This is a genomic window from Xanthobacter agilis, assembly GCF_021730435.1.
Lineage (GTDB): Bacteria > Pseudomonadota > Alphaproteobacteria > Rhizobiales > Xanthobacteraceae > Xanthobacter > Xanthobacter agilis.
The window spans coordinates 88,032-108,712 of the sequence record NZ_JABWGX010000015.1 but is presented as its reverse complement, the minus strand read 5'-3'; the positions used below and the strand labels follow the sequence as shown (position 1 = coordinate 108,712).

At 64.2% G+C, this 20,681-nt stretch carries 18 protein-coding genes and 1 pseudogene; 6 read left to right on the top strand and 13 right to left on the bottom strand.

The genetic code is table 11. The features are described from left to right. Positions 1–73: 73 nt before the first annotated feature. The 3 genes from HUW53_RS12645 to HUW53_RS12635 are packed head-to-tail and all read right to left on the bottom strand — an operon-like array spanning position 74 to position 3,057. Positions 74–334: a hypothetical protein gene (locus tag HUW53_RS12645; RefSeq protein WP_237346121.1), complete on the bottom strand. Its 261-nt coding sequence runs from the start codon at positions 332–334 to the stop codon at positions 74–76. A 10-nt stretch (positions 335–344) separates the two neighbouring features. Further along, positions 345–1,493: a cytochrome d ubiquinol oxidase subunit II gene (cydB, locus tag HUW53_RS12640; RefSeq protein WP_237346120.1), complete on the bottom strand. Its 1,149-nt coding sequence runs from the start codon at positions 1,491–1,493 to the stop codon at positions 345–347. A gap of 1 nt (position 1,494) precedes the next feature. Continuing rightward, the gene (locus tag HUW53_RS12635; protein WP_237346119.1) at positions 1,495–3,057 is read right to left on the bottom strand and encodes a cytochrome ubiquinol oxidase subunit I; all 1,563 of its coding nucleotides are present in this window, start codon (positions 3,055–3,057) and stop codon (positions 1,495–1,497) included. Positions 3,058–4,403: 1,346 nt separating this feature from the next. Between HUW53_RS12635 and HUW53_RS12630 the strand changes: the two genes are divergently transcribed. Together HUW53_RS12630 and HUW53_RS12625 are read left to right on the top strand one after the other, a co-directional pair. After that, complete coding sequence (locus tag HUW53_RS12630; RefSeq protein WP_237346118.1) at positions 4,404–5,264, top strand: Stf0 family sulfotransferase; 861 nt, start codon at positions 4,404–4,406, stop codon at positions 5,262–5,264. Positions 5,265–5,984: 720 nt separating this feature from the next. Further along, positions 5,985–6,902 (top strand): hypothetical protein, encoded by a 918-nt coding sequence (locus tag HUW53_RS12625; RefSeq protein ID WP_237346117.1) that lies wholly within the window; start codon positions 5,985–5,987, stop codon positions 6,900–6,902. Between the two features lie 71 nt (positions 6,903–6,973). Here the strand turns inward: HUW53_RS12625 and HUW53_RS12620 are convergent, their stop codons facing one another. Further along, positions 6,974–7,567 carry a cupin domain-containing protein gene (locus HUW53_RS12620; protein WP_272904215.1) on the bottom strand — a complete coding sequence of 198 codons (594 nt, stop codon included), beginning with the start codon at positions 7,565–7,567 and terminating at the stop codon, positions 6,974–6,976. Positions 7,568–7,664: 97 nt separating this feature from the next. Between HUW53_RS12620 and aptA the strand changes: the two genes are divergently transcribed. Then, the gene (gene aptA, locus HUW53_RS12615) at positions 7,665–8,999 is read left to right on the top strand and encodes an omega-aminotransferase AptA (RefSeq protein ID WP_237346115.1); all 1,335 of its coding nucleotides are present in this window, start codon (positions 7,665–7,667) and stop codon (positions 8,997–8,999) included. Between the two features lie 59 nt (positions 9,000–9,058). Here aptA and HUW53_RS12610 read toward each other — a convergent pair whose 3' ends face one another. From HUW53_RS12610 to HUW53_RS12590, 5 genes are all read right to left on the bottom strand, one after another. Continuing rightward, on the bottom strand, positions 9,059–10,312 hold the full coding sequence (locus HUW53_RS12610) for an allantoate amidohydrolase (RefSeq protein WP_237346114.1): 1,254 nt from the start codon (positions 10,310–10,312) through the stop codon (positions 9,059–9,061). A gap of 118 nt (positions 10,313–10,430) precedes the next feature. Beyond that, positions 10,431–11,159, bottom strand: a complete 729-nt coding sequence (locus tag HUW53_RS12605) for an amino acid ABC transporter ATP-binding protein (RefSeq protein ID WP_237346113.1) — start codon at positions 11,157–11,159, stop codon at positions 10,431–10,433. Then, entirely contained in the window at positions 11,146–11,796 is a 651-nt protein-coding gene (locus tag HUW53_RS12600; RefSeq protein ID WP_237346112.1) for an amino acid ABC transporter permease, read from the bottom strand. Before HUW53_RS12600 ends, HUW53_RS12605 begins: the two co-directional genes overlap by 14 nt. A gap of 5 nt (positions 11,797–11,801) precedes the next feature. After that, on the bottom strand, positions 11,802–12,464 hold the full coding sequence (locus HUW53_RS12595) for an amino acid ABC transporter permease (RefSeq protein ID WP_237346111.1): 663 nt from the start codon (positions 12,462–12,464) through the stop codon (positions 11,802–11,804). A 27-nt stretch (positions 12,465–12,491) separates the two neighbouring features. Continuing rightward, complete coding sequence (locus HUW53_RS12590) at positions 12,492–13,292, bottom strand: transporter substrate-binding domain-containing protein (protein ID WP_370877754.1); 801 nt, start codon at positions 13,290–13,292, stop codon at positions 12,492–12,494. 153 nt (positions 13,293–13,445) lie between these two features. Here HUW53_RS12590 and HUW53_RS12585 point away from each other — a divergent pair, with 153 nt between their 5' ends. The 3 genes and pseudogenes from HUW53_RS12585 to HUW53_RS12575 form a co-directional block, all read left to right on the top strand. Then, complete coding sequence (locus HUW53_RS12585; protein WP_237346110.1) at positions 13,446–14,384, top strand: LysR substrate-binding domain-containing protein; 939 nt, start codon at positions 13,446–13,448, stop codon at positions 14,382–14,384. Between the two features lie 496 nt (positions 14,385–14,880). Further along, a complete protein-coding gene (locus tag HUW53_RS12580) occupies positions 14,881–16,254 on the top strand; it encodes a GGDEF domain-containing protein (protein WP_237346109.1) in 1,374 nt (457 codons plus the stop codon). 665 nt (positions 16,255–16,919) lie between these two features. Next, positions 16,920–17,201 (top strand): annotated as a pseudogene (locus HUW53_RS12575) (P-loop NTPase family protein); the annotation flags it as partial. 82 nt (positions 17,202–17,283) lie between these two features. On the opposite strand, the gene HUW53_RS12570 reads toward HUW53_RS12575, so the two are convergent. Genes HUW53_RS12570 through HUW53_RS12555 form a run of 4 tightly spaced genes read right to left on the bottom strand, consistent with a single transcriptional unit; the run spans position 17,284 to position 20,675 of the window. Then, positions 17,284–17,988 (bottom strand): ABC transporter ATP-binding protein, encoded by a 705-nt coding sequence (locus tag HUW53_RS12570; RefSeq protein WP_237346108.1) that lies wholly within the window; start codon positions 17,986–17,988, stop codon positions 17,284–17,286. Further along, on the bottom strand, positions 17,981–18,778 hold the full coding sequence (locus HUW53_RS12565; protein WP_237346107.1) for an ABC transporter ATP-binding protein: 798 nt from the start codon (positions 18,776–18,778) through the stop codon (positions 17,981–17,983). The genes HUW53_RS12570 and HUW53_RS12565 overlap by 8 nt, the downstream gene beginning before the upstream one ends. After that, positions 18,775–19,806 carry a branched-chain amino acid ABC transporter permease gene (locus tag HUW53_RS12560; RefSeq protein ID WP_237346106.1) on the bottom strand — a complete coding sequence of 344 codons (1,032 nt, stop codon included), beginning with the start codon at positions 19,804–19,806 and terminating at the stop codon, positions 18,775–18,777. Before HUW53_RS12560 ends, HUW53_RS12565 begins: the two co-directional genes overlap by 4 nt. Beyond that, on the bottom strand, positions 19,803–20,675 hold the full coding sequence (locus HUW53_RS12555; protein ID WP_237346105.1) for a branched-chain amino acid ABC transporter permease: 873 nt from the start codon (positions 20,673–20,675) through the stop codon (positions 19,803–19,805). Before HUW53_RS12555 ends, HUW53_RS12560 begins: the two co-directional genes overlap by 4 nt. Positions 20,676–20,681: the final 6 nt, after the last annotated feature.

Here is a 20,681-nt window from a genome sequence, read left to right as displayed (position 1 = left end):
GCAGCGCCCGTGTCAGGCGTAATCGCCGCAGCCGAAGGCGTGTCCGTCACGGCGGAGGAAGGCGCGCTCGCGGTCAGCCGTGGTGCCCGCCGCCCGGCCCCGCCGGGGCCTTCCCCGCCACGACGCCGACCACGTCACCCAAACCAACGGAGGCTTCCGCCTCAGATGCTTCTTCCTGCGCCTCGAACAAGACACCAGCAGACGCCGAAACCAGGATCATGAAACCGGTTCCCAGGAACCAGCACATGTACCACGGGCCGTAATCCCCGATGATAATCCCGAGCAGCACTGCGAGACCCGCAACGACCAGGGCGATGATGTAGTGCAGCAACATGCTGGCCTCCTCAGAGCGCGTGGTCGGACGCCTCGACCTGCTTCGGATCGATCTTGCCGCGCATCACCCAGAACGCCCAGCTTGTGTACCAGACGATGAGCGGCATGAAGATCAAGGTGAAGCCGAGCATCCAGGACAAGGTTCTCAGGCTCGAGCCGGAGTTCCAGATGGAAAGACTGTGCGAGGGATTGCTGATAGAGGGCATCAGGAACGGGAACATGGCAGCGCCCACCGTGCCCATGACGCCGATCCAGGCCACGACCCCGAGCCACCAGCCCACCAGCGGCCGATGCGCCGCATGGGCGAGGACCCCCAGGATGGCGCTGACATAAAGCAGCGCGGGAAACACCCACAGCACCGGATGTTGGAAATAATTCGCCAGCGCCCCGCCGGACACATACGCTACCTGCTGATGCAGGGGAGTCTGCGCGGCATCGGGAGACGGACCCGAAATGAGCTGATAGCCGCTCATCCCGGAGAACCAGACCCCGGCGATGGTAAAGATGACCAGCGCCGCGATGCCTGAGGTGATCGCCGCCTTGCGGGCCCGCGCCGACACCGGATCGGCAGCACCGCTGGCGAGGCAGCTCCCGCCCATGTAGACGGCGAGCGCCACCGACATCAATCCGCAGAGGATCGCGAACGGATTGAAAAGCGAGATGAAGCTGCCGGTATAATAGGAGGTCAGCCGCCAGTCGAAATGGAAGGGCACACCCTGCAGCACATTGCCGACCGCCGCCCCGAACACCAGCATCGGGACGAAGCCACTGATGAAAAGCGTCGCATCCCATGCCGCGCGCCAGCGATCGGAAGGCATCTTGCTGCGGTACTCAAACCCAAGCGGACGCACGATCATGCTCCACAGGAGCACCAGCATGACGATATAGAAGCCTGAGAAGGCGGTGGCATAGACCAGAGGCCAAGCCGCGAAGATCGCGCCGCCGCCGAGGATGAACCACACTTGGTTGCCGTCCCAGTGCGGCCCGATGATATTGAGCGCCACCCGGCGCTCGGCATCGGTCCGGCCCACATAGCGCAGGATGGTGCCCACGCCCATGTCCATGCCCACCATCGCGCCGATGCCGGTCAGCAGCACGCCAAGCAGCACCCACCAGATCACCTTGAGAGCGGCATACGCCTCGAAAGCAAAGCCTTCCATATCAGTAGGCCCCCGCCAGCCGGACCGCACCGTCATGCCCGGGCGCCTCGGGGCCCTTGCGAATGAAGTGCACCATCAGGAAGATCTCGATGATCGCGAAAATCGTGTAGAGCAGAACGAAGCCGATGAGCGAGAAGGCCATGTAGCCGACACTGTGAGTCGAGGCCGACAGCCACGTGGGCAGGAGCTCATAGACCGTCCAAGGCTGGCGCCCGACCTCGGCCACCACCCAGCCCACCTCGCAGGCAATGTAGGGCATCGGGATCATCAGCACCGCGACCCACTGGAACCAGCGCTGGGTCTGCACCCTGTTGGTCAGCGACATCAACATGGCGAGCACGGTATAGGCCAGCAGCAGGAAGGCGATGCCCACCATCACGCGGAATGACCAGAACACCATCCACACCTCCGGGATGGTGTCCCGCGCGGCGCGGGCGATGTCGGCATCGGTGGCCTTGGTCACGTCGCCGCCGGCGGCGTAGCGCTGCACCAGGAAGCCGTAGCCCACATCCTTGGCGTGGGCCTGGAACTGCGCCAAGGCGGCCGCATCACTGGGATTGGAGCTCAAAGTCTCCATCGCCAGCACGGCGGGAATGCCGTTCTTGATACGCTCCACGGCCTGAGCCTGCAATTGGTCCGCCGCCGGCAGCGTGCCGCTCAGCGAATGCGTGACTAAGAGCGACAGGGCCGCCGGGATCTCGATCGGGAACAGGTTACGCTGTTCCTCCTGGTCCGGGAAGGCGATCAGGGTCAAGGGCATCGGCGGCTTCTGCGCGGTCCACAGCGCTTCCATCGCCACCAGCTTGGTGGGCTGCACATGGGCGCCCACATAACCCAGCGCGTCACCGAGCGTGATGACCCCCGGTGCGCCCAGCACGCCGAACACCGCCGCGACCCGGAAGGAGCGCTTGGCAAACTCCAGATGGCGCCCGCGCAGCATATACCAGGCGCTGACACCGCACACGAACACCGCTGCTGTCATGTAGCCGGCAAGCACCGTGTGCACGAACTTCGCCTGCGCGTCCGGATTGAAGAACAAGGCGCCGAAGCTGTCGAGCTCCATGCGCATGGTCACCGGATTGAAGCTGGCCCCCGCCGGATGCTGCATGAAGCTGTTGGCCACCAGGATCCAGAGCGCCGAGAGGTTAGAGCCCACCGCCACCAGATAGGTCACCAGGAGATGCTGCGCCTTCGACATCCGGTCCCAGCCAAAGACCATCAGGCCAATGAACGTGGATTCCAGGAAGAAGGCCATGAGGCCCTCGATCGCCAGCGGAGCGCCGAAGGTGTCGCCGACAAAGCTGGAATAAAATGACCAGTTGGTGCCGAACTGGAACTCCATAGTGAGGCCGGTAGCGACACCAAGAGCAAAATTGATCAGCAGCAGCTTGGTCCAGAACTGGGCCATCTGCTTGTAGACCTCGCGACCGGTGGTCACGTAGATGGTCTCCATCACCGCCAGAAGGACGGTGAGGCCGAGAGTCAGCGGCACAAAGAGGAAGTGGTAGAGCGCCGTGGCCGCGAATTGCGTTCGCGACAAATCCACGACAAGGTCGTTCACCATCACAAGCCCCCCTTGCGCGACGGCGAGCCGTCCGATCGCGGATTGCGCAACCGGCGATTCTCAGGACTCCCACATCGTAGCGGCAACATGGCCGATATTTCTTGCAGTCGTCAACCGATTAAGACCGTTCCAACCTGCGGCATCGGGGTCGCAGGCCCGGCGGAGACACCGTAAGGTCCGACACGCATCGCCCGCTTGCTCGGGCCCCGCAGCCCGGAGAACACGACCAGCGCACGAAACAAACCTGGATCACGCCTCCCAGGAGACGTTCTCGCGCACAACTCGGGCCGGAGTGCCAACACAAAGGGAAAAGGGCGGCAAAACCGAATTCACAAGAGATCGGGTGCCCACGATGGAGCCCTCACCAACATGCGCCCCGCGCAAGCAAAGCACGTCTTCCGCCAGCCAAACGCCGCGCTCGATGATGATGGAACCAGACGGATTCAGCCGCTGGCCCGTCGCGCGATCAATAATCTTATGTGAATCGGACGTGCGGAATCGAACCCCAGCCAACAAGCACCCCTCGCCAATCGATATCTTATCCCCCTCTTCTCCAATATTGGCCCATATGGACGCGTTTGTGGACGCGCCTTTTCCGAACAAGAAAGAGCCTCTTTTCCTTTTAAATATTACATCTCCTCGAAATATATTATCTCCGGAAAACTTGCAATACTGAGCTGAATTATGCATAAAAATACGACTATGCCCACGAATCTCCACATTCTGCCCTATTTCAACGCAATTATTATTTCCAGTAATTATAATCTCCAGCCGCCCTCTACCCGTCGGCTTTCCCGTGACGGTATTGCCCTTCCCCGTATCATTTATAATAAGCGACATTCGAGAATCTCAATATTGACGTAGACTTGATCCAGACTCCGGCCGCCAGCATGCAACCAACGTCCCGCACGCGATGGTTCTCCAACGCACGCCCGAAAGGCAAGCCGAGAATGGAGCCGCGACCAGAAGATGAGGAGGCCACGGCCCGACACCCCATTCAGCCCCGGCAGCCTGAAGCCAGCAAGGCCATCGCGACCACCCGCCGCGCTTCATGCACAGAGGTGATAGAATAACCCCTTTTAGCGGGCGCGATCAAGCGTTTCGCCCTCCCCGGCGCGAGGCGAAACACGCGATGGCGTGCACGAGCGAATGGCGCCGAGAGGCATGAGCGCACGGAAACGCCGCCAGATGAAAACGCGACGGCGTCGGGAAGCCCCGCCGCGTTCCGCAGGAGGCAGCTACGCCGCCCTACGGCCCACATCTCCTGTTGTGAAGGAGAGAGTCTCTAGCGTAGTTAGTGCCGCGGCAGGACCCATGAACACAAGTCCGAGATTCAGGAGAGCCCCATGCTTCCCACCGACGACCCCCACTCCGAAGGCATTTTGCGCCAGCTCGGTCGCGCCGTTCAGTTCAGGCCGTTTTCCGGTCCACGGTATGAGGATCTCGACTTCTTGTTCGTCGCCATGGTCCCACGCTCGGGGAGCAGCTATCTCGGCTCACTGATTTCCGCAAATGGCTTTTTGATGCAAGGCGAAACCTTCCGCTTCATTCAAGGAACATTTGAAAGATACGTAAGAAAGACAAAATCAAAAACATATGAAGAATATATTAGAAATAAGATTAGCGACAATACAAAAAATGGAATGTTCAGCGCCAAAGTTGGCTGGCCGCAATTCAATCCAATTTATTTTTCAGGCGCATATAGACATTATTTTTCTAGCGCGAAATTTGTATACCTAACCCGCGAAGACATTCTAGATCAATCAATTTCATTATTCATCGCTCAGTCGACAGGCTATTTCCACTCTACTTCCCAGCAGCGTAAAGACCAAAATGCAGAAGAAATACATTTTGACTTCGACGCCATAGCCGCGCGCGTGGTTCAATTTTCTGAGATGCAGTCGAATTGGGAGCGGTTTTTCGCCAGCGAGGGCATTCGCCCGCTCCGCGTGACTTACGAACAGCTTTTGAGCGATCCAGAGGATGTCGTACGCCGGATTGGAAATTATATCAACCGACCCATGACCGGAAATATCGTTACAGAAACAGCTTTCAAGAAAATTTCAACAAATAAAAATAGTCAATTGCGCGATCTATATATCGCGGAGCACAAGAAGCGACTTGCGGCCGCCATTTCCATCGCGCCCCCGCCAAGGAAAAGGAAAAGACCCGCTCCTCAAAAACTCGAGCAAGCCGTAAAGGCCTAGCATTCCACGGAGACCCGGACCTCGCGCTCCCCCCGGGGGGGGGGGGGGACGCTGATGGCGGGTTTCCCCCAGGTCGTGCCGCTCCATGGCGCGAGCCGAGGACTTGAGCCTGTGCGAACCTTGCGGATCGCACAGAAATCAAATGCGAAACCGGAAGGGAGCGGGTGCTCTGGCGCAGGCATCAAGCGCTGACACCTGCCTCCGCGGAGCGACTTTCAGTTCCCTTAGGTAAGAGACCATAACTCGACACGATCGGGTCGATAGGCTTTCTTCTCGAGCGCCGCACCCATTTCCTCCGACAGGCTCTTGCCCTCCAGGCCACGCAGGCAACGGCCTTAAAGCCCTCTCCGACGCAAGACGGCGAACCCCATCATACCATCGGTCCCTGGTCTTTGACCGGCGCCGAGTGGGTTCGCTCAGGCGCCACGCGGGCAAAGCCCCGTGAGCCAGGCCCGCAGGCCATTGGTATCATTCCCCGCCCGTGCAACGGGATGGCGGCTCCTGGACGCCATACCTTGCGTTGGACCCTCCGGCCAGCCGGTCCCCCATATTCCCTGGAGTTCCTGGACACGCTGGAAGAGCACGCCCTGCCGATTCCCATCCGCGGCCGTTTCACAAAAGTGTCAGCCACAAGATCTGCTTACCACCATTGACGCCGGCCAGCCGGCCCGTCACATAGGCACGCAAAGATTTTGACCTCGCCGCTATTTGGAGAAGTCGATGCCGACCGAGAACGCAGCCTCAATGGAAACGGCACGTCAAGTCGTGGTTCACCTCGGGATGATGAAGTCCGCCTCGACGACCATCCAGAGGGCAGCACGTCGGTGCGGTATCATCTATCGCTCCGCTCAGCCGCTGAAAGCGGCCTTACATCAACACCGCGGCGAGCGATCAAAAGCGATCAACGCGATGTCCAAGGCCTTGCATGACATCATTCCCAGCGACAATGACAAAAATCTCTTCCTCAGTCATGAATCTTTGATTTACGGTCGCCCGGAATGGGTGCTGACGGCGGTGCGCCGGGTCGCGCCCGCAGCACATATTTTCATTATCGTGCGCAATCCGAACGATTGGATACGGTCGTATTACAGATTTTCGGTTTCACGCGCGACTGAAATGGAAATGCCAGCTTCATTTCTGCTTCGCATGACGGATAAATTCAAAAGCCATTACGCGCTTGATCAACTATTACCCCTTATTGAACGTGCCGGCTTCGCGGATCGCTTTACGATGCTTCCCTTCGAACTGCTGAGCAAGAATCCAGCGGAGTTTTCCGCCGCCCTCGCGCGCCATCTGGGCTTGCACTTCAAGGCCAAGGATCTCAAAACCGTGCAGAATGCGGGGCAGAGCTTGTCCGACGTTCTCGCGAATCTTCGTTTCAACCGCGTCGCCGCACAGCTGACCGGCGGCTCGCGCGATCCGGAACGACTGAAGCAATTGTTCGCCGAACTGAAGCTTCAAATGTATCTGGCCTCGGCGCGCAGCACCGGGAAAGAAGCCGATGGCAACATGCGTGACGTTGATTTCCTCCAGCTCCGCACGGAACTGGAGGAAATCAACGTCGAATTTGCAGATGGCTACCAATGCCTGAGAAATATTGATGAATTTGCGCCTTTTCTGACGCGTTATGGCCTGTGACGCCATGCGGGGCAGTGTCTCCAGGCGTTGTCCGCCCGCCCATCTTGAATCCGCGCCGCTGAACGCGGCCCTCAGAAGGTTGGCGGCGTGCAGGCGCTCACCACTTCGCAGGGCACCGGGCCCACACATCGGAAGCGGTGCGGACGGCGGCTTTCGAAATAATAGCCGTCGCCGGGACCGAGGATGCAGCGTTCGGCCCCCACCGTCACCTCCAGCCGCCCGCTGAGCACGATCCCGCCCTCCTCCCCGTCATGCTCCAAGGGGATAACACCGGTGTCCGCGCCGGGCTGGTAGCATTCCTTCAGGATCTGCAGGCTACGGCCGAACAGGCTTTCGCCCACCAGCCGGAAGGAAATGGGACCCTTGCCGATCTCCACCAGCTCATCGGCCCGGTAGAAGGCCTTCCTGGGCGGCACCGGGACGATGGCGAAGAAATCCGCGAGACTGACGGGAATACCATCAAGGATACGCTTCAGCGCCCCCACCGAGGGATTGCTCTTGTTGGCCTCGATCAGGGAAATGGTGGAATTGGCCACGCCCACCCGCTTCGCCAGCTCGCGCTGCGACAGCTTGTGAAGCTCGCGCACATAGCGCAGGCGCCCGCCCAGATCCTCCACCACCGTTCCCCCTGTTGCAGTCGTTGCCGTTGACGCAACAGCGTACATTTTTGGTACTATTTTTCAATGGGTTACGAAGCCGCAGAAAAGGACTTGTTGCGCATATGGAAGCGTGCTCTGGCTCATGGACCTTGCAAAGGGGATCATGATGACCGCGGCCAAGCCGAACACGCCCACCCTGGAAAATTACTGGATGCCGTTCACTGCCAACCGGCAGTTCAAGGCGGCGCCGCGCCTGCTCGCCGCGGCCGATGGCATGTATTACACCACCGACGATGGCCGCCGCGTGCTCGACGGCACCGCCGGGCTGTGGTGCGTGAACGCCGGCCACGGCCGCCGGCGCATCGCCGAGGCGGTGGAGCGCCAGCTCTCCACCATGGATTATGCGCCCTGCTTCAACATGGGCCACCCCATCGCCTTCGATTTCGCCGAGAAGCTGGCCGCCATCGCCCCCGGCGGCCCAGAGGCGCAGCTCGACCGGGTGTTCTTCACCGGCTCGGGCTCGGAATCGGTGGAAACGGCGCTCAAGATCGCGATCGCCTACCAGCGCGCCATCGGCCAGGGCACGCGCACCCGCATCATCGGCCGCGAGAAGGCCTATCACGGGGTCGGCTTCGGCGGCATTTCGGTGGGCGGCCTCGTGAACAATCGCCGCGTGTTCCCGCAGATCCCGGCGGACCACATGCGCCACACCCTCGACATCTCCCGCAACGCCTTCACCAAGGGCCTGCCCGAGCATGGCGCCGAGCTTGCCGACGACCTGGAGCGGCTGGTGGCCCTGCACGGCGCGGAGACCATCGCCGCCGTCATCGTGGAGCCCATGTCCGGCTCGGCCGGCGTGATCCTGCCGGCGAAGGGCTATCTGGAGCGCCTGCGCGAAATCGCGACGCGTCATGGCATCCTGCTGATCTTCGATGAAGTCATCACCGGCTTCGGCCGCGTGGGCACGCCGTTCGCCACCGACTATTTCGGCGTGGTCCCGGACATCGTGACCACCGCCAAGGGCATCACCAACGGCACCATCCCCATGGGCGCGGTGTTCACGAAGCGCGCCGTGCACGATGCGCTGATGACGGGGCCGGAGAACGCCATCGAGCTGTTCCACGGCTACACCTATTCCGGCCACCCGGTGGCCTGCGCGGCCGGCCTTGCCACCCTGGAGGTCTATGCGGAGGAAAACCTGCTCACCCGCGGTGGCGCGCTGGCCGAAACCTGGCAGGAGACCATGCACGCCCTGAAGGGGCTGCCCCACATCATCGACATCCGCAACATCGGCCTCGTCGCCGGCATCGAGCTGGAGCCGCGCCCCGGCGCCCCCGGCGCGCGCGCCTATGAAGTGTTCCTCGACTGCTTCGCGAAGGGCGTACTGATCCGCGCCACCGGCGACGTGCTGGCCATCTCGCCGCCCCTCATCATCGAGCCGGCGCAGATCACCGAGATCGCCGACCGCGTGGCCGAGGCTCTCCGCCGGGTCGCCTGAACCCATGGCCCGGCCGCGCCACGGGGCGGCCGGGCCAGCCCACGGCGGACCCGCGCCGTTCAGCGCGGCGCGAACCCCGCCATCGCCGACAGCAACACCTCGGCCCCCACCGCCACATCGTCCGCGCTCACATGCTCGCTCGGGTGATGGCTGATACCGCCCCGGCAGCGCACGAACAGCATGGCGATGTCGGTCATGTCGATCATGGCCATACCATCGTGTCCGGCCCCGCTCGGCAGTTCCAACACCCGATGGCCGGCGCCCGAGATGGCCGCCGCGAGCTGCGCCTGAAGCCAGGGGGCGCAACGGGCCGTGCCATTCTCATGGGTCTTGATGATCCGCGCCTTGAGGCCGCGCCGGGCGGCGATCTCGTCGATGGCGTCCACCACGTCGGACACGGTCTCCCGGCGCTGCCCATCGTCCGCGGCGCGAATGTCGATGGTGAAGACGGCGCGGCCGGGGATGACATTGGTGGCGCCCGGCGCCGCCTCCATCTGCCCCACGGTGCCCACCACGCCGATGCCGGCCCGGGCCAGGGCCTCCACCGCCAGCACGCATTCCGCCGCCCCGGCAAGGGCATCGCGGCGCAACGTCATGGGCACGGTGCCGGCATGGCCCGCCATGCCCTCCAGTTCCACCCGGAACCGGGTGGCGCCGCTGATGGCGGTGACCACCCCCACCGGCAGCTTCTCCGCCTCCAGCACCGGCCCCTGTTCGATGTGCAGCTCCAGATAGGCGAGCACATCGCAGCGCCGGCGCGCGGCCCGGCGGATGGCATCGGGATCGAGGCCGAACGCGGTCATGGCCGCGCGCAGACTGGTGCCCTGCGCGTCCTTCGCCTCCAGCGCCCCCTCGTCGAAGGTGCCGGCCACGGCGCGGCTGCCGAGCAGGGTCGAGGAAAAGCGCACCCCTTCTTCATCGCAGAAGCCCACCACTTCGATGGCATGAGGCAGGCGCACCCCGCCCCCTGCCAGGCCCGCCACGCATTCGATGGCGGTGATGACGCCCAGCGGCCCGTCCCATCTGCCGGCATTGCGCACGGTGTCGTAGTGGGAGCCCACCATGAGCGCCGGCGCGCCCTCCACCGCGCCCTCGTAGCGGCCCACCACATTGCCGATCTCGTCCAGGCGCGCCGCCATGCCGGCCTCCCGCATCCAGCCAAGGATGAGGTTCGCCGCCGCGCGGTGCTCCGGCGAGAACGCCACCCGCGTCACCTCCCCATCCCGTTCGGAAATGCGGGCGAGCGCGTCGATCCGGCGGACGATGCGCGTCGCCATTGCGGCGGGCGCCGCCTTTGGGCGCTGAGCGGTCATGAATCCTCCCGTTGTCATGGCGTGCCTCTTGGTGCCGGCATGGGGGTCCGTTGCGCCGCCGCGCCGGTGGCGGGGACGCTTGGAAACCTGGGTCGGGCGATGGCCGGGCTTCGGCCGACTACGGCTGAACGCCGATGAACTGAGCCAGCTCGGGCGTCGCCGGCTGGCCGAACAGGGCCTTGGGCGGGCCCTCCTCGTGCACGCGGCCCTGGTGCATGAAGACGAGCTTGGTGCCGACATCACGGGCGAAGCGCATCTCGTGGGTCACCAGGATCAAGGTCATGCCCTCGCTGGCAAGCCGCTCCACCACCTTCAGCACCTCGTTCACCAGTTCCGGATCGAGCGCCGAGGTGATCTCGTCGCACAGCAGCACGGTGGGCCGCATGGCGAGCGCGCGGGCGATGGCCACCCGCTGCTGCTGGCCCCCCGAAAGCTGGCTGGGATAGGCGTCGAACTTGCCGGCGAGCCCCACCTTTTCGAGCAGGCTCTCCGCGACGGCGCGGGCCTCGCCCTTCTGCTCCTTCACCACCACGGTCGGGGCGAGCATGATGTTTTCGCCGGCGGTGAGGTGCGGGAACAGGTTGAACTGCTGGAACACCATGCCGACGTGCCGGCGCAGGGTGCGCAGGTCCGTCTTGCCGTCGCCCACCGCCATGCCGTCCACCGTGATGCTGCCGGACTGGTAGGTTTCGAGCCCGTTGATGCAGCGCAGAAGCGTGCTCTTGCCCGAGCCCGAGCGGCCGATGATGGCGACCACGTCGCCGCGCCCGGTATCCAGCGACACCCCCTTGAGGACCTCCTGCGCGCCATAGCTCTTGCGCACGTCCCTGATGCTAACGAGCGACATTGAGCCGACCCTCCAGACGTTTGGAATACCAGGACAAAGGGAAGCACAGGGCGAAGTAGATGAGCGCCACCAGCGTGTAGACCAGGAACGGGCGGAAGGTGACGTTGTTGAGCATGGTGCCGGCCTTGGTCAGCTCCACGAAGCCGATGATGGAGGCCAGCGCCGTGCCCTTCACCACCTGCACCGAGAAGCCGACGGTCGGCGCCACCGCGATCCGCAGCGCCTGGGGCAGGATGACGTGGCGCATCTGCTCCCCATAAGACAGCGCGAGGCTCTCGGAGGCCTCCCATTGGCCCTTGGGAATGGACTCCACGCAGCCGCGCCAGATCTCGGCGAGGAAGGCGGAGGTCCAGAGGGTCAACGCCAGCCAGGCGGCGACCCAGGGGCTCACCTCGATGCCGAACAAGGCGACACCGAAGAAGAACAGGAACAATTGCATCAAGAGCGGCGTGCCCTGGAACACTTCGATGTAACCCAGGGACAGGATGCGCAGCACCCGGCCGTGCGACACCCGCGCCAACAGCACCAGCAGCCCCACGATGCCCCCGCTGACAAAGGCGATGAGCGACAAAAGGATGGTCCAGCGGGTGGCGAGCAGAAGATTTTGGAGGATGATCCAGAAGCTGAAATCGCTCATGGCCCTCACCCTTTCGGAAAGATCGCCCGGCCGATGCCGCGCAGGAGCGCGCGCAGGCCGATGGCGAGCAGGAGATAGAGAAGGGCGGCGACGATATAGACCTCGAACGCCCGGAAATTACGCGACTGGATATAGTTCGCCGCATAGGTCAGATCTTCCGCCGAGATCTGGGAGACCACCGCCGAGCCCAGCATCACGATGATGATCTGCGAGGACAGGGCCGGATAGACATTCATGATGGCCGGCTTCAAAACGATATGGCGGAAGATCTCCCACCGGCTCATGGCCAGCGAGGCGCCGGCCTCCAGATGGCCCTTCGGCACCGCCTCGATGCCGGCGCGGATGATCTCGGTGGAATAGGCCCCGAGATTGACCACCATCGCGATGAAGGCCGCCGTATTCTCCGAAAGCTTCACCCCCAAGGCCGGCAGCCCGAAGAAGATAAAGAAGAGCTGCACGATGAAGGGCGTGTTGCGGATGATCTCCACATAGGCCCGCGTCAGCGCGCCCGCCCATCTGGGCCCGAACGTGCGGGCCCAGGCCCCCGCCGTGCCGAGCGTGAGTCCGGCCACGGTGGAGGTGAGGGTGAGGACGATGGTGAACAGAAGGCCCCGAGCGAACACGTCCCAATAGGGCAGGAGATCGCCGAAATTCAGGTGCTGGATCATGGCGCTGCCCCGTTACGGCGCGGCCGCTCAGAAATTCGCCGGCAGAGGCGCCTTCAGCCACGTTTCGGAGAAACCGGCGAGCGTGCCGTCGGCCTTGGCCTTGGCGATGATCGCGTTCACCTTGGCGAGCAGGGCCGGCTCATCCTTGTTGAGGCCCACATAACACGGGCTGTCCTTGATGATGAACTTCAGCTCCGGCTTGCGGCTCGGGCTCTTTTCCGCCACCGCCGCCGCCACCGTGTTGCCGGTGGCGATATAGTCCACCTGACCGGAGATGAAGGCGGAAACAGTGGCGTTGTTGTCCTCATAGCGCTTCACGGTGGTGCTGGCAGGAACAAGCCTGGTCAATTCCTGCTCCTCGATGGAGCCCCGTGTGGCTCCGGCGGTCTTGCCGGCGAGGCCGGCGGCGTCCGCCACACCTTCGCCCTTCAAGCCGTACACGCCGGAAAAGAAGGGGGCGTAAGGCGCGGAAAAATCGATCACCTTCTCCCGCTCCGGATTCTTGCCGAGGCTGGAAATGACGAGATCCACCTTGTGGGTCTGGAGATAGGCGATGCGGTTGGCGCTCGAGACCGGCACCAGTTCCACCTTCACCCCGAGCTGCTTGGCGATATAGTTCGCCATGTCGATGTCGTAGCCGCGCGGCTGCAGGTCCGGCCCCACCGAGCCGAACGGCGCGAAGTCCTGGGGCACGGCAATGCGGACCACCTTCGCCTTCTCGATCTCCGCAAGGGTATCGGCCCGCGCCGGCAGCGCGGCGGAGACGAGAACAGCCGCGACAGCGGCGGCGGACGCACATTTGGCGGCAACGCGCATGAGCATGGTCATGAAAGAGGTTCCTTGTCCCCACGAAAGCCCGGAAGGTCGGCCGTGCGGCCCTGGGGCACCCATATGGGCCGCCCCCGGGCGCCGGTCGTTGAAGTCACTTTCCGCCTCGGATATGGATATGTCCAATATATGATTGAACTAGATTGAGATGATATGGATATCGATCTCAGGCAGTTGCGCTATTTTCTGGCGGTGGCGGAGGAATTGTCCTTCACCCGCGCGGCGGCGCGACTGCACATGTCCCAACCGCCCCTGTCGCAGGCCATCGCCCAGTTGGAAGCGGGACTGAAGACGCGCCTGTTCACCCGCACCAGCCGGCGGGTGGAGCTCACCGCTGCCGGCCAGGAGATGGAAGCCCAGGCCCGAGCCCTCATCGCCCAGGCCGAGCGAGCCCAGCAACAGGTGATGTCGGTGGGCGCCGGACGCTCCGGCAAGATCGAGATCGGCGCCACCGGCACCATCCTGCGTGGTGGCCTTGCCGGCTGGCTCGCCGACTACCGGCGCCATGCCCCCGAGGTGCGCACCGTGATCTACGAGCAGGCCCCGGCCCTGCAGGTGAAGGACGTACTGGAGCACCGCACCGACATCAGCTTCAATCGCACGGATCTTTCCTTCGACCGCTCGGTGGCCCGCCATCCCGAGCTCGGCTGCACCCTGGCGTGGCGGGAGAGCGTTTCCGTCATCCTGCCCCGCGGCCACCGCCTAGCCGCACAGGATGTCGTCGCGCTCGCCGATCTTGCCGCGGACGAGCATGTGATGCTCCATCCGGAATCATCGGAATTTGCCCGCTATCTCCAGAAAAGCTGCGTGGAAGCCGGCTTCCTGCCACAGGTCTCGCAACAGGTGGTCGATTCCCAATCCATCCCGAGCCTCATCGCCGCCGGTTTCGGCGTGGCGCTGGTACCGGCGTCAACGGCTCGCTTCACAAGCAACGACGTTGCATTTCGCATGGTTGCGCAACCATTAGTTGCGGATGTCTACATGATCTTCCGCCAGCACGAGCAATCCCCGGCCGTGCACGAATTTCTCCGTTGGCGCGCCGAATGCGCTCGAATCCGCCCCGCGCAGGAGACTCCCATAACGTCAAAATAATACCACCGAAAAGATAGTGCACCCCCTGAGACAGAAGAGCGCAGAGAGATATCACCTCCCATATGGGGTATAAATATCCGCGATTTGCTTTATATCAAAAATATAGCTTTCAATAAATATATTATCCACACAGGCTTTTCGGCCATCCGATACGGTTTAACTTATTACGGCATTACCCACTCAGACAAAAGTTGCGAATGTCGCAAGGGTCATTAGCCAGGGCAAACAACCGGTGAGAAACCGAGGAAAGCTTCGCCCGCCGGTGCCGCCGCACCACGAATTGCGGGAGAGAGAGGCCGCGCGCCGCCAACACCGACCCGGCCCGATGCCGCGTCGCGATCACCGCCCGTGATTTCAGCCCGGCCGGATGCTTGCGCTTGAATGGTGGAGAAATCTATCGTCGCGACCGGATCGCGCGGACGTTGAAATGGATGGTGCCGGGCGGCGCCGGATGCCGCTTTTCCACCGCCTGTCGTTTCATACAAGGGTATTCATAATGCAGAGCCATAACGTCGGCACTCCGATTGCGAGCTCGCATGCACTTCCCCAGGCCTCCAAAGACACCCTGGCCGTCCTCGACCACCTCATCGGCACCCATGCGCAACGGCTCGTACGGCGCTTCTACGACGCGTTCCTCGAGGACGCGGACGGCGCCGCCTTCCTCAGCCACCAGATGGTCGAGACCCGGCTCGTCCACTCCCTCCGCCAGTGGCTGATCGACCTGTTCGTGAGCGCCGACACCGAGGCCCAGCGGAAGATCGGCGAGGTGCATGCGCGCATCAAGCTGCCGTTCGGCCTCGTCATCAAGGGGGCCGCGCTGCTCAAGGCGGAGATGTCGGATCTGCTCATCAAGAGCGAGCTCGACCGCGCGGCGCTCGCCTCCACGCTGGTGTTCGTGGACGCCCGCATGGACTGGGCCATGGGCCTCATGAGTGAGGCCTACATGCAAGGCAGCATGCGCCGCGCCCAGGTGGACGAGGCGTTCCGCCTGTTCGCTGTCGGCCAGGACGTGTCGCTGACCCGCGAAACCCAGAACGCGGCCCTCATGGAATGGCTTCAGTCCATTCTCTTCCCGCTGCTGGAGGGGACCTCCAACGCGGACCTCGTGCCGCTCGCGAAATCCACCTTCGGCCTGTGGTTCCACCACCGCGCGGGCCTGATCTTCCAGGGCGCGCCGGGCCTGGAGGTGATCCACAGCAACCTGAAGCAGATCGACACCATCGTCCTGCCGAAGCTCCAGGAATCCCGCCCCACCAATGGGGAGGAGATGCGCAAGCTGCTCGCGCGGCTGCGCGAGCTGGTGGAGGAGATCAAGTTCGTGCTCTCGGACCTGTTCCAGAGCATCGCCGGCGTGGAGGGAGGGCGCGATCCGCTCACCCGCGCCCTCAACCGCCGGTTCCTGCCGACCATCCTCGGCCGCGAAGTCTCCATCGCCAGCAGCACCGGCACGCCCTTCACCATCCTCATGATCGATGTGGACCACTTCAAGCAGATCAACGACCGCTGGGGCCACTCCACCGGCGACATGGTGCTCCAGCAGGTGGCGGACGTGGTCATGGACACCGTGCGCTTCAATGATTTCGTCTTTCGCTATGGCGGCGAGGAATTCCTGATCGCGCTGGTCGAGGCCGGCGTCAATGAAGGCTATGAGATCGCCGAGCGGGTGCGCGCGCGCCTTGCCGAGCGCCGGCTGCGCCTGTCCGACGGCAACCACGTCCAAGTCACGGCGTCCGTGGGCGTCGCCAGCTACAGCGGTCATCCCGACTATGTGCAGTTGGTGGATGCGGCCGACCGCGCGCTCTACGAGGCCAAGCACAGCGGCCGCAACCGGACCGTGGTGTCGCAGGAGGCCTTCGCCGGAACGCCCTGAACCGGCGGGGCCGGCCCGACGGGTTGGCCCCGCCCGGAGTTTCGGCGTACCGATGGGCGTATCGCCACCCGCGCGACACCGTCGTTGCGCCCGCGTTCTCCCTCGCGCAGGGAGCGCATGCCGAAGAACATGCCCCCATAGTGACGTCCCCGCCGCGGGACGTTCCAGCGCCACGCGCGGCCGAAAGGGCGGCAACGGACCGGAACGGAGCTGGCGCATCAAGGATCTGGAGGAGCGTCCGGGCTTCCTCATCCGCCGCCTGCACCAGATCCATGTGGCCCTGTTCACCGAGGAATGTTCCGCCGCCTGGAATCGCGGGGCCTGCTCGTGGCCGCCAACAACGATCTCAGCCGCTCCCCGGTCGGCGGCCTCGACGCAGGCTGAGCCTCCGCCGCCGACGAAGGGGGCGACCGGCTCCTTTCCACGCCACCTGCGCCGCCAGGATGGGCGGCGACGCCAGCCTGGGCTACGGCCCGCTGCACATCGCAGCCGAAAGAGGCATGTACAAGAAGGAAGGCCTGTCCGGCGTCAGAAGTGAGAACTTCGCCGAGCAGAAGGAGATGAAAGCGGCCGTGGCCAGCGGCGCGCTCGCCGTGGCAGCGGTGCCCACCAACGCGGCGCTGAGCATGAAGGCCGCCGGCCTGCCCATCAAGATCGTGGCCCTGCTCGACGTCGCCAACAGCGAGTTTATCTCGCGGGTCGGCACCTCCGGGTGCGGCAAGAGCCCCCCTGCTGTCCATCGTCGCCGGGCTTGAGACCTACGGCGACCGGACGTCCGGCACCGAGGACTATTCCCCGATCAAGATCGATGGCGCGCCGGTGTTCCGGTCCGACACCTTGCCGCCCTGGCTCACGGCCCGGCAAAACAACGCCCCCGCGTCGCCATCGCCTCCGCCCTCTCCTACCGGCCGAAGATGCCGCTCATGGACGAGCCGTTCGGCGCCCTTGGCGTCGGCTTCTTTTTGTGACGCCCAAAGCAAAGGGGCGGGATCGCGCCCGCCCCTTCCACGACGTGGGGTGAGACCACCTTCAGCCGCCGAGATAGGCCGCCCGCACATGGGGATCGCCGATCAGCGCCGCGCCCGACCCCGCCTTCACGATGCGGCCGGCTTCGATGAGATAGGCATGGTCGCACAGGTCCAGCGCCGCGAAGGCGTTCTGCTCCACCAGCAGCACCGTGGCGCCGGCATCGCGAATGCCGCCGATGATGGTGAACATCTGCTCCACGATGTTCGGCGCAAGACCGAGCGAGGGCTCGTCGAACAGCACGAGACGGGGCCGGGACATCAGCGCCCGGCCGATGGCCAGCATCTGCTGCTCGCCGCCGGAGAGGGTGCCCGCCATCTGGTGCCGGCGCTCGGCGAGGCGCGGGAAGCTCGCGTAGATGCGGGCGTAATCCTCGCGCAGGCTGGAATCGGCGGCGCGCAGATAGGCCCCCATGGCGAGGTTGTCGGCGACGCTCATGTGCGGAAACACCCGCCGCCCTTCCGGGCAATGGGCGACGCCGAGGCGCAACATCTTCTGCGGACCGGCGCGGGTCACGTCCTGCCCGTCGAACAGAATGGTGCCGGAACGGGCGGGCACGAGGCCGGAAATGGCGCGCAGGGTAGTGGACTTGCCGGCGCCGTTGGCGCCCACCAAGGCCACCAGCTGGCCGCGCGCCACCGTGAGCGAGATGCCGCGCAGGGCCGCGACCTGACCGTAGCCGCAGACGAGGTCGGAAATCTCAAGCATCAGCCATCTCCTTGTGCTCCAGCCGGGCGGCGCTCTTGCCGAGATAGGCCTCGATGACCGCCGGATCGCTGCGGATCTCGGCCGGCGAGCCCTCCGCGATCAGGCGACCGTAATTGAGGCACACGATGCGGTCGGACACCTCCATCACCATGGGCATGTCGTGCTCCACCAACAGGATGGAGACCCCCTCGTCCCGCACCTTGCGCACCAGGCGCACGAAACCCTGTGTCTCCGAGGCGTTCATGCCCGACACCGGCTCGTCGAGCAGCAGCATCCGCGGCGCGGTGGCGAGGGCCAGGGCGAAGCCGATGAGCCGCTGCTCGCCATAGGAAAGCGCGCCGGCCTTCTCCTCGGCGCGCTGAGCGAGGCCGACGAGATCAATGATCTCATCGGCCCGCGCCCGCGCCGCCTTCTCCGCCGCGCGGGCGCGGGGGGTGGGCAGAAGGCGGTCCATGAAGTCCGGGCAGGCAAAGCGGTGCAGGCCGATCAACACGTTGTCGCGCACCGTATCGTCGGCGAACACGCTGGTGCGCTGGAAGGTGCGGGCAAGGCCCAGGCGCGCGATCTCATTGGGCCGGGTCTGCGCCAGGTCGCGTCCCCGGAACACAACCCGGCCCTGGGTGGGCTTCAGAAAGCCGGTCATAATGTTGAAGGCGGTGGTCTTGCCGGCGCCATTGGGGCCGATGAGGCTCAGTATTTCGCCTTCCCGCACATGGAAATGCAAATCCGAAATCGCCGTGAGCCCGCCGAACCGCATGCCCACATGCTCGACGCTGAGGATGGCGGTCATGGCTGCGCTCCCGCTTCAAGCGCCGGATTGGGCTCCGCTCTGGCGACCCGGCGGCGGGTGAGTGCTTCAAGCGCCGGAACGATGCCCTTGGGCATCACGAACAGGATGGCGATGAGGATAGCGCCATAGACGATCCATTGCGCCTCGGGCGCCATCACCGGCCGCAGCGCCACCGGCAGCAGGCCGAACAGGAGCCCGCCCACCAGCGGCCCGGCGAGGGTGCCCTTGCCGCCCGCCACCACCATGATGACCATGGTGACCGTGTAGGAGAACAGGAACACGTCCGGATCGATGATGCGGATGTAATGGGCATAGAGGCTGCCGGCCGCCCCCGCCATGGCGGCCGAGACGGTGGCGGCGATGGTGAGCGTGCGCGTGGCGTTGATGCCGAGCGACAGCGCCAGCGACTCGTTTTCCTTCAGCCCCCGCATGGCCCGCCCCAGGCGCGAGCCCACCAGCCGGGCGATGACGAGGTAACTCAGCGTGGCCACCGCCAGCACCAGATAATAGTTCTGGATCTTGGTGCGCAGCGCCACCTCGCCGAGACCGGGCAGCGGCAGCGTCATGTTGGGGATGGAGGTGAGGGCGAGCGGGCCTTGCGTCAGCTCCACCCAGTTCAGCGCCACCAGCCGCACCACCTCCGCGAACGAGATGGTGACGATGACGAAATAGGCCCCGCGCACCCGGAACGACAGCCGGCCGATGAGATAGCCCGCGAGCCCGGTGACGACGATGGCCAGCCCGAAGCCGACCAGCGGCGAGCCCCCCTCATAGGTCACCCGAAGGCCGAACGGCAGGCCGACGTCGAAGCCGAGCGCCGTGAGCGCGCTCACATAGGCGCCGATGCCGAAGAAGGCCACATGCCCGAGGCTCAATTGCCCGGTGAAGCCGAGCAGCAGGTTGAGGCTCATGGCGCAGATGGTGAAGATGCCGGTGATGATGAGCGCGTTGACAAGGTACGGGTCCTTGAGGACCAGCGGCAGCGCGGCGAGCACCACGAGCAAGGTGGGGGCGAGAAGCCGTGTCATCCGATCCGCTCCGCGCGGGCGAACAGGCCGGTGGGCTTCACCAGCAGCACCGCGATGATGATGAGAAAGCCCATGGCGTCGCGATAGCCGGACGAGATGTAGCCGGCGCCGATCTCCTCCGCGAACGCCAGGATGAAGCCGCCGATGGTGGCGCCCGAGATGGAGCCGAGCCCGCCTAAGATGACGATGGCGAACGCCTTCACCGCCGCGAGGTCCCCCATCTGCGGGAACACCACATAGACCGGGCCCAGCAAGGCCCCGGCCGCCGCCGCCAGCGCCGAGCCGATGGCGAAGGTGGCGGTGTAGATGAGCGAGACGTTGACACCCATGAGCGCCGCCGTGTCGTGGTCCTGGAAGGTGGCCCGCATGGCGCGGCCGAGCCGGGTGCCGTTGATGGTGAAATAGGTGAGCGCGATCAGCGCCAGCGCCGCGCAGAACACGAACAGGCGCACATAGGACACGGACACCGGACCGATCACCAGCGGTGCATCGGGAAACGGCGTCGGCACCGCCTTGGCGACGCCGCCGAAGATCCACAAGGTGCCCGATTGCAGGATGATGCCGGCGCCGATCATCACCAGCATGGTGGTGTCGATGTCGGAGCGGCGCAGGGGCCGCAGCAGCGCGAACTCGATCAGGGCGCCCATGGCGAGCCCCGCCACCAGCGCCACCGGCAAAGCGACGAAGAAATTGAGACCCAGCGCCACGGCGGCCAAATACATGGCATAGGCGCCGAAGGTATAGATGGCCCCGTGGGTGAAGTTCACCACGTTCATGATGCCGAAGATCAAGGTGAGGCCGATGCCGAGGAGCGCATAGGTGCCGCCGAGCACCGATGCGTTGACGAGGTGTTGCAGAAACTGATCCATCCGGCC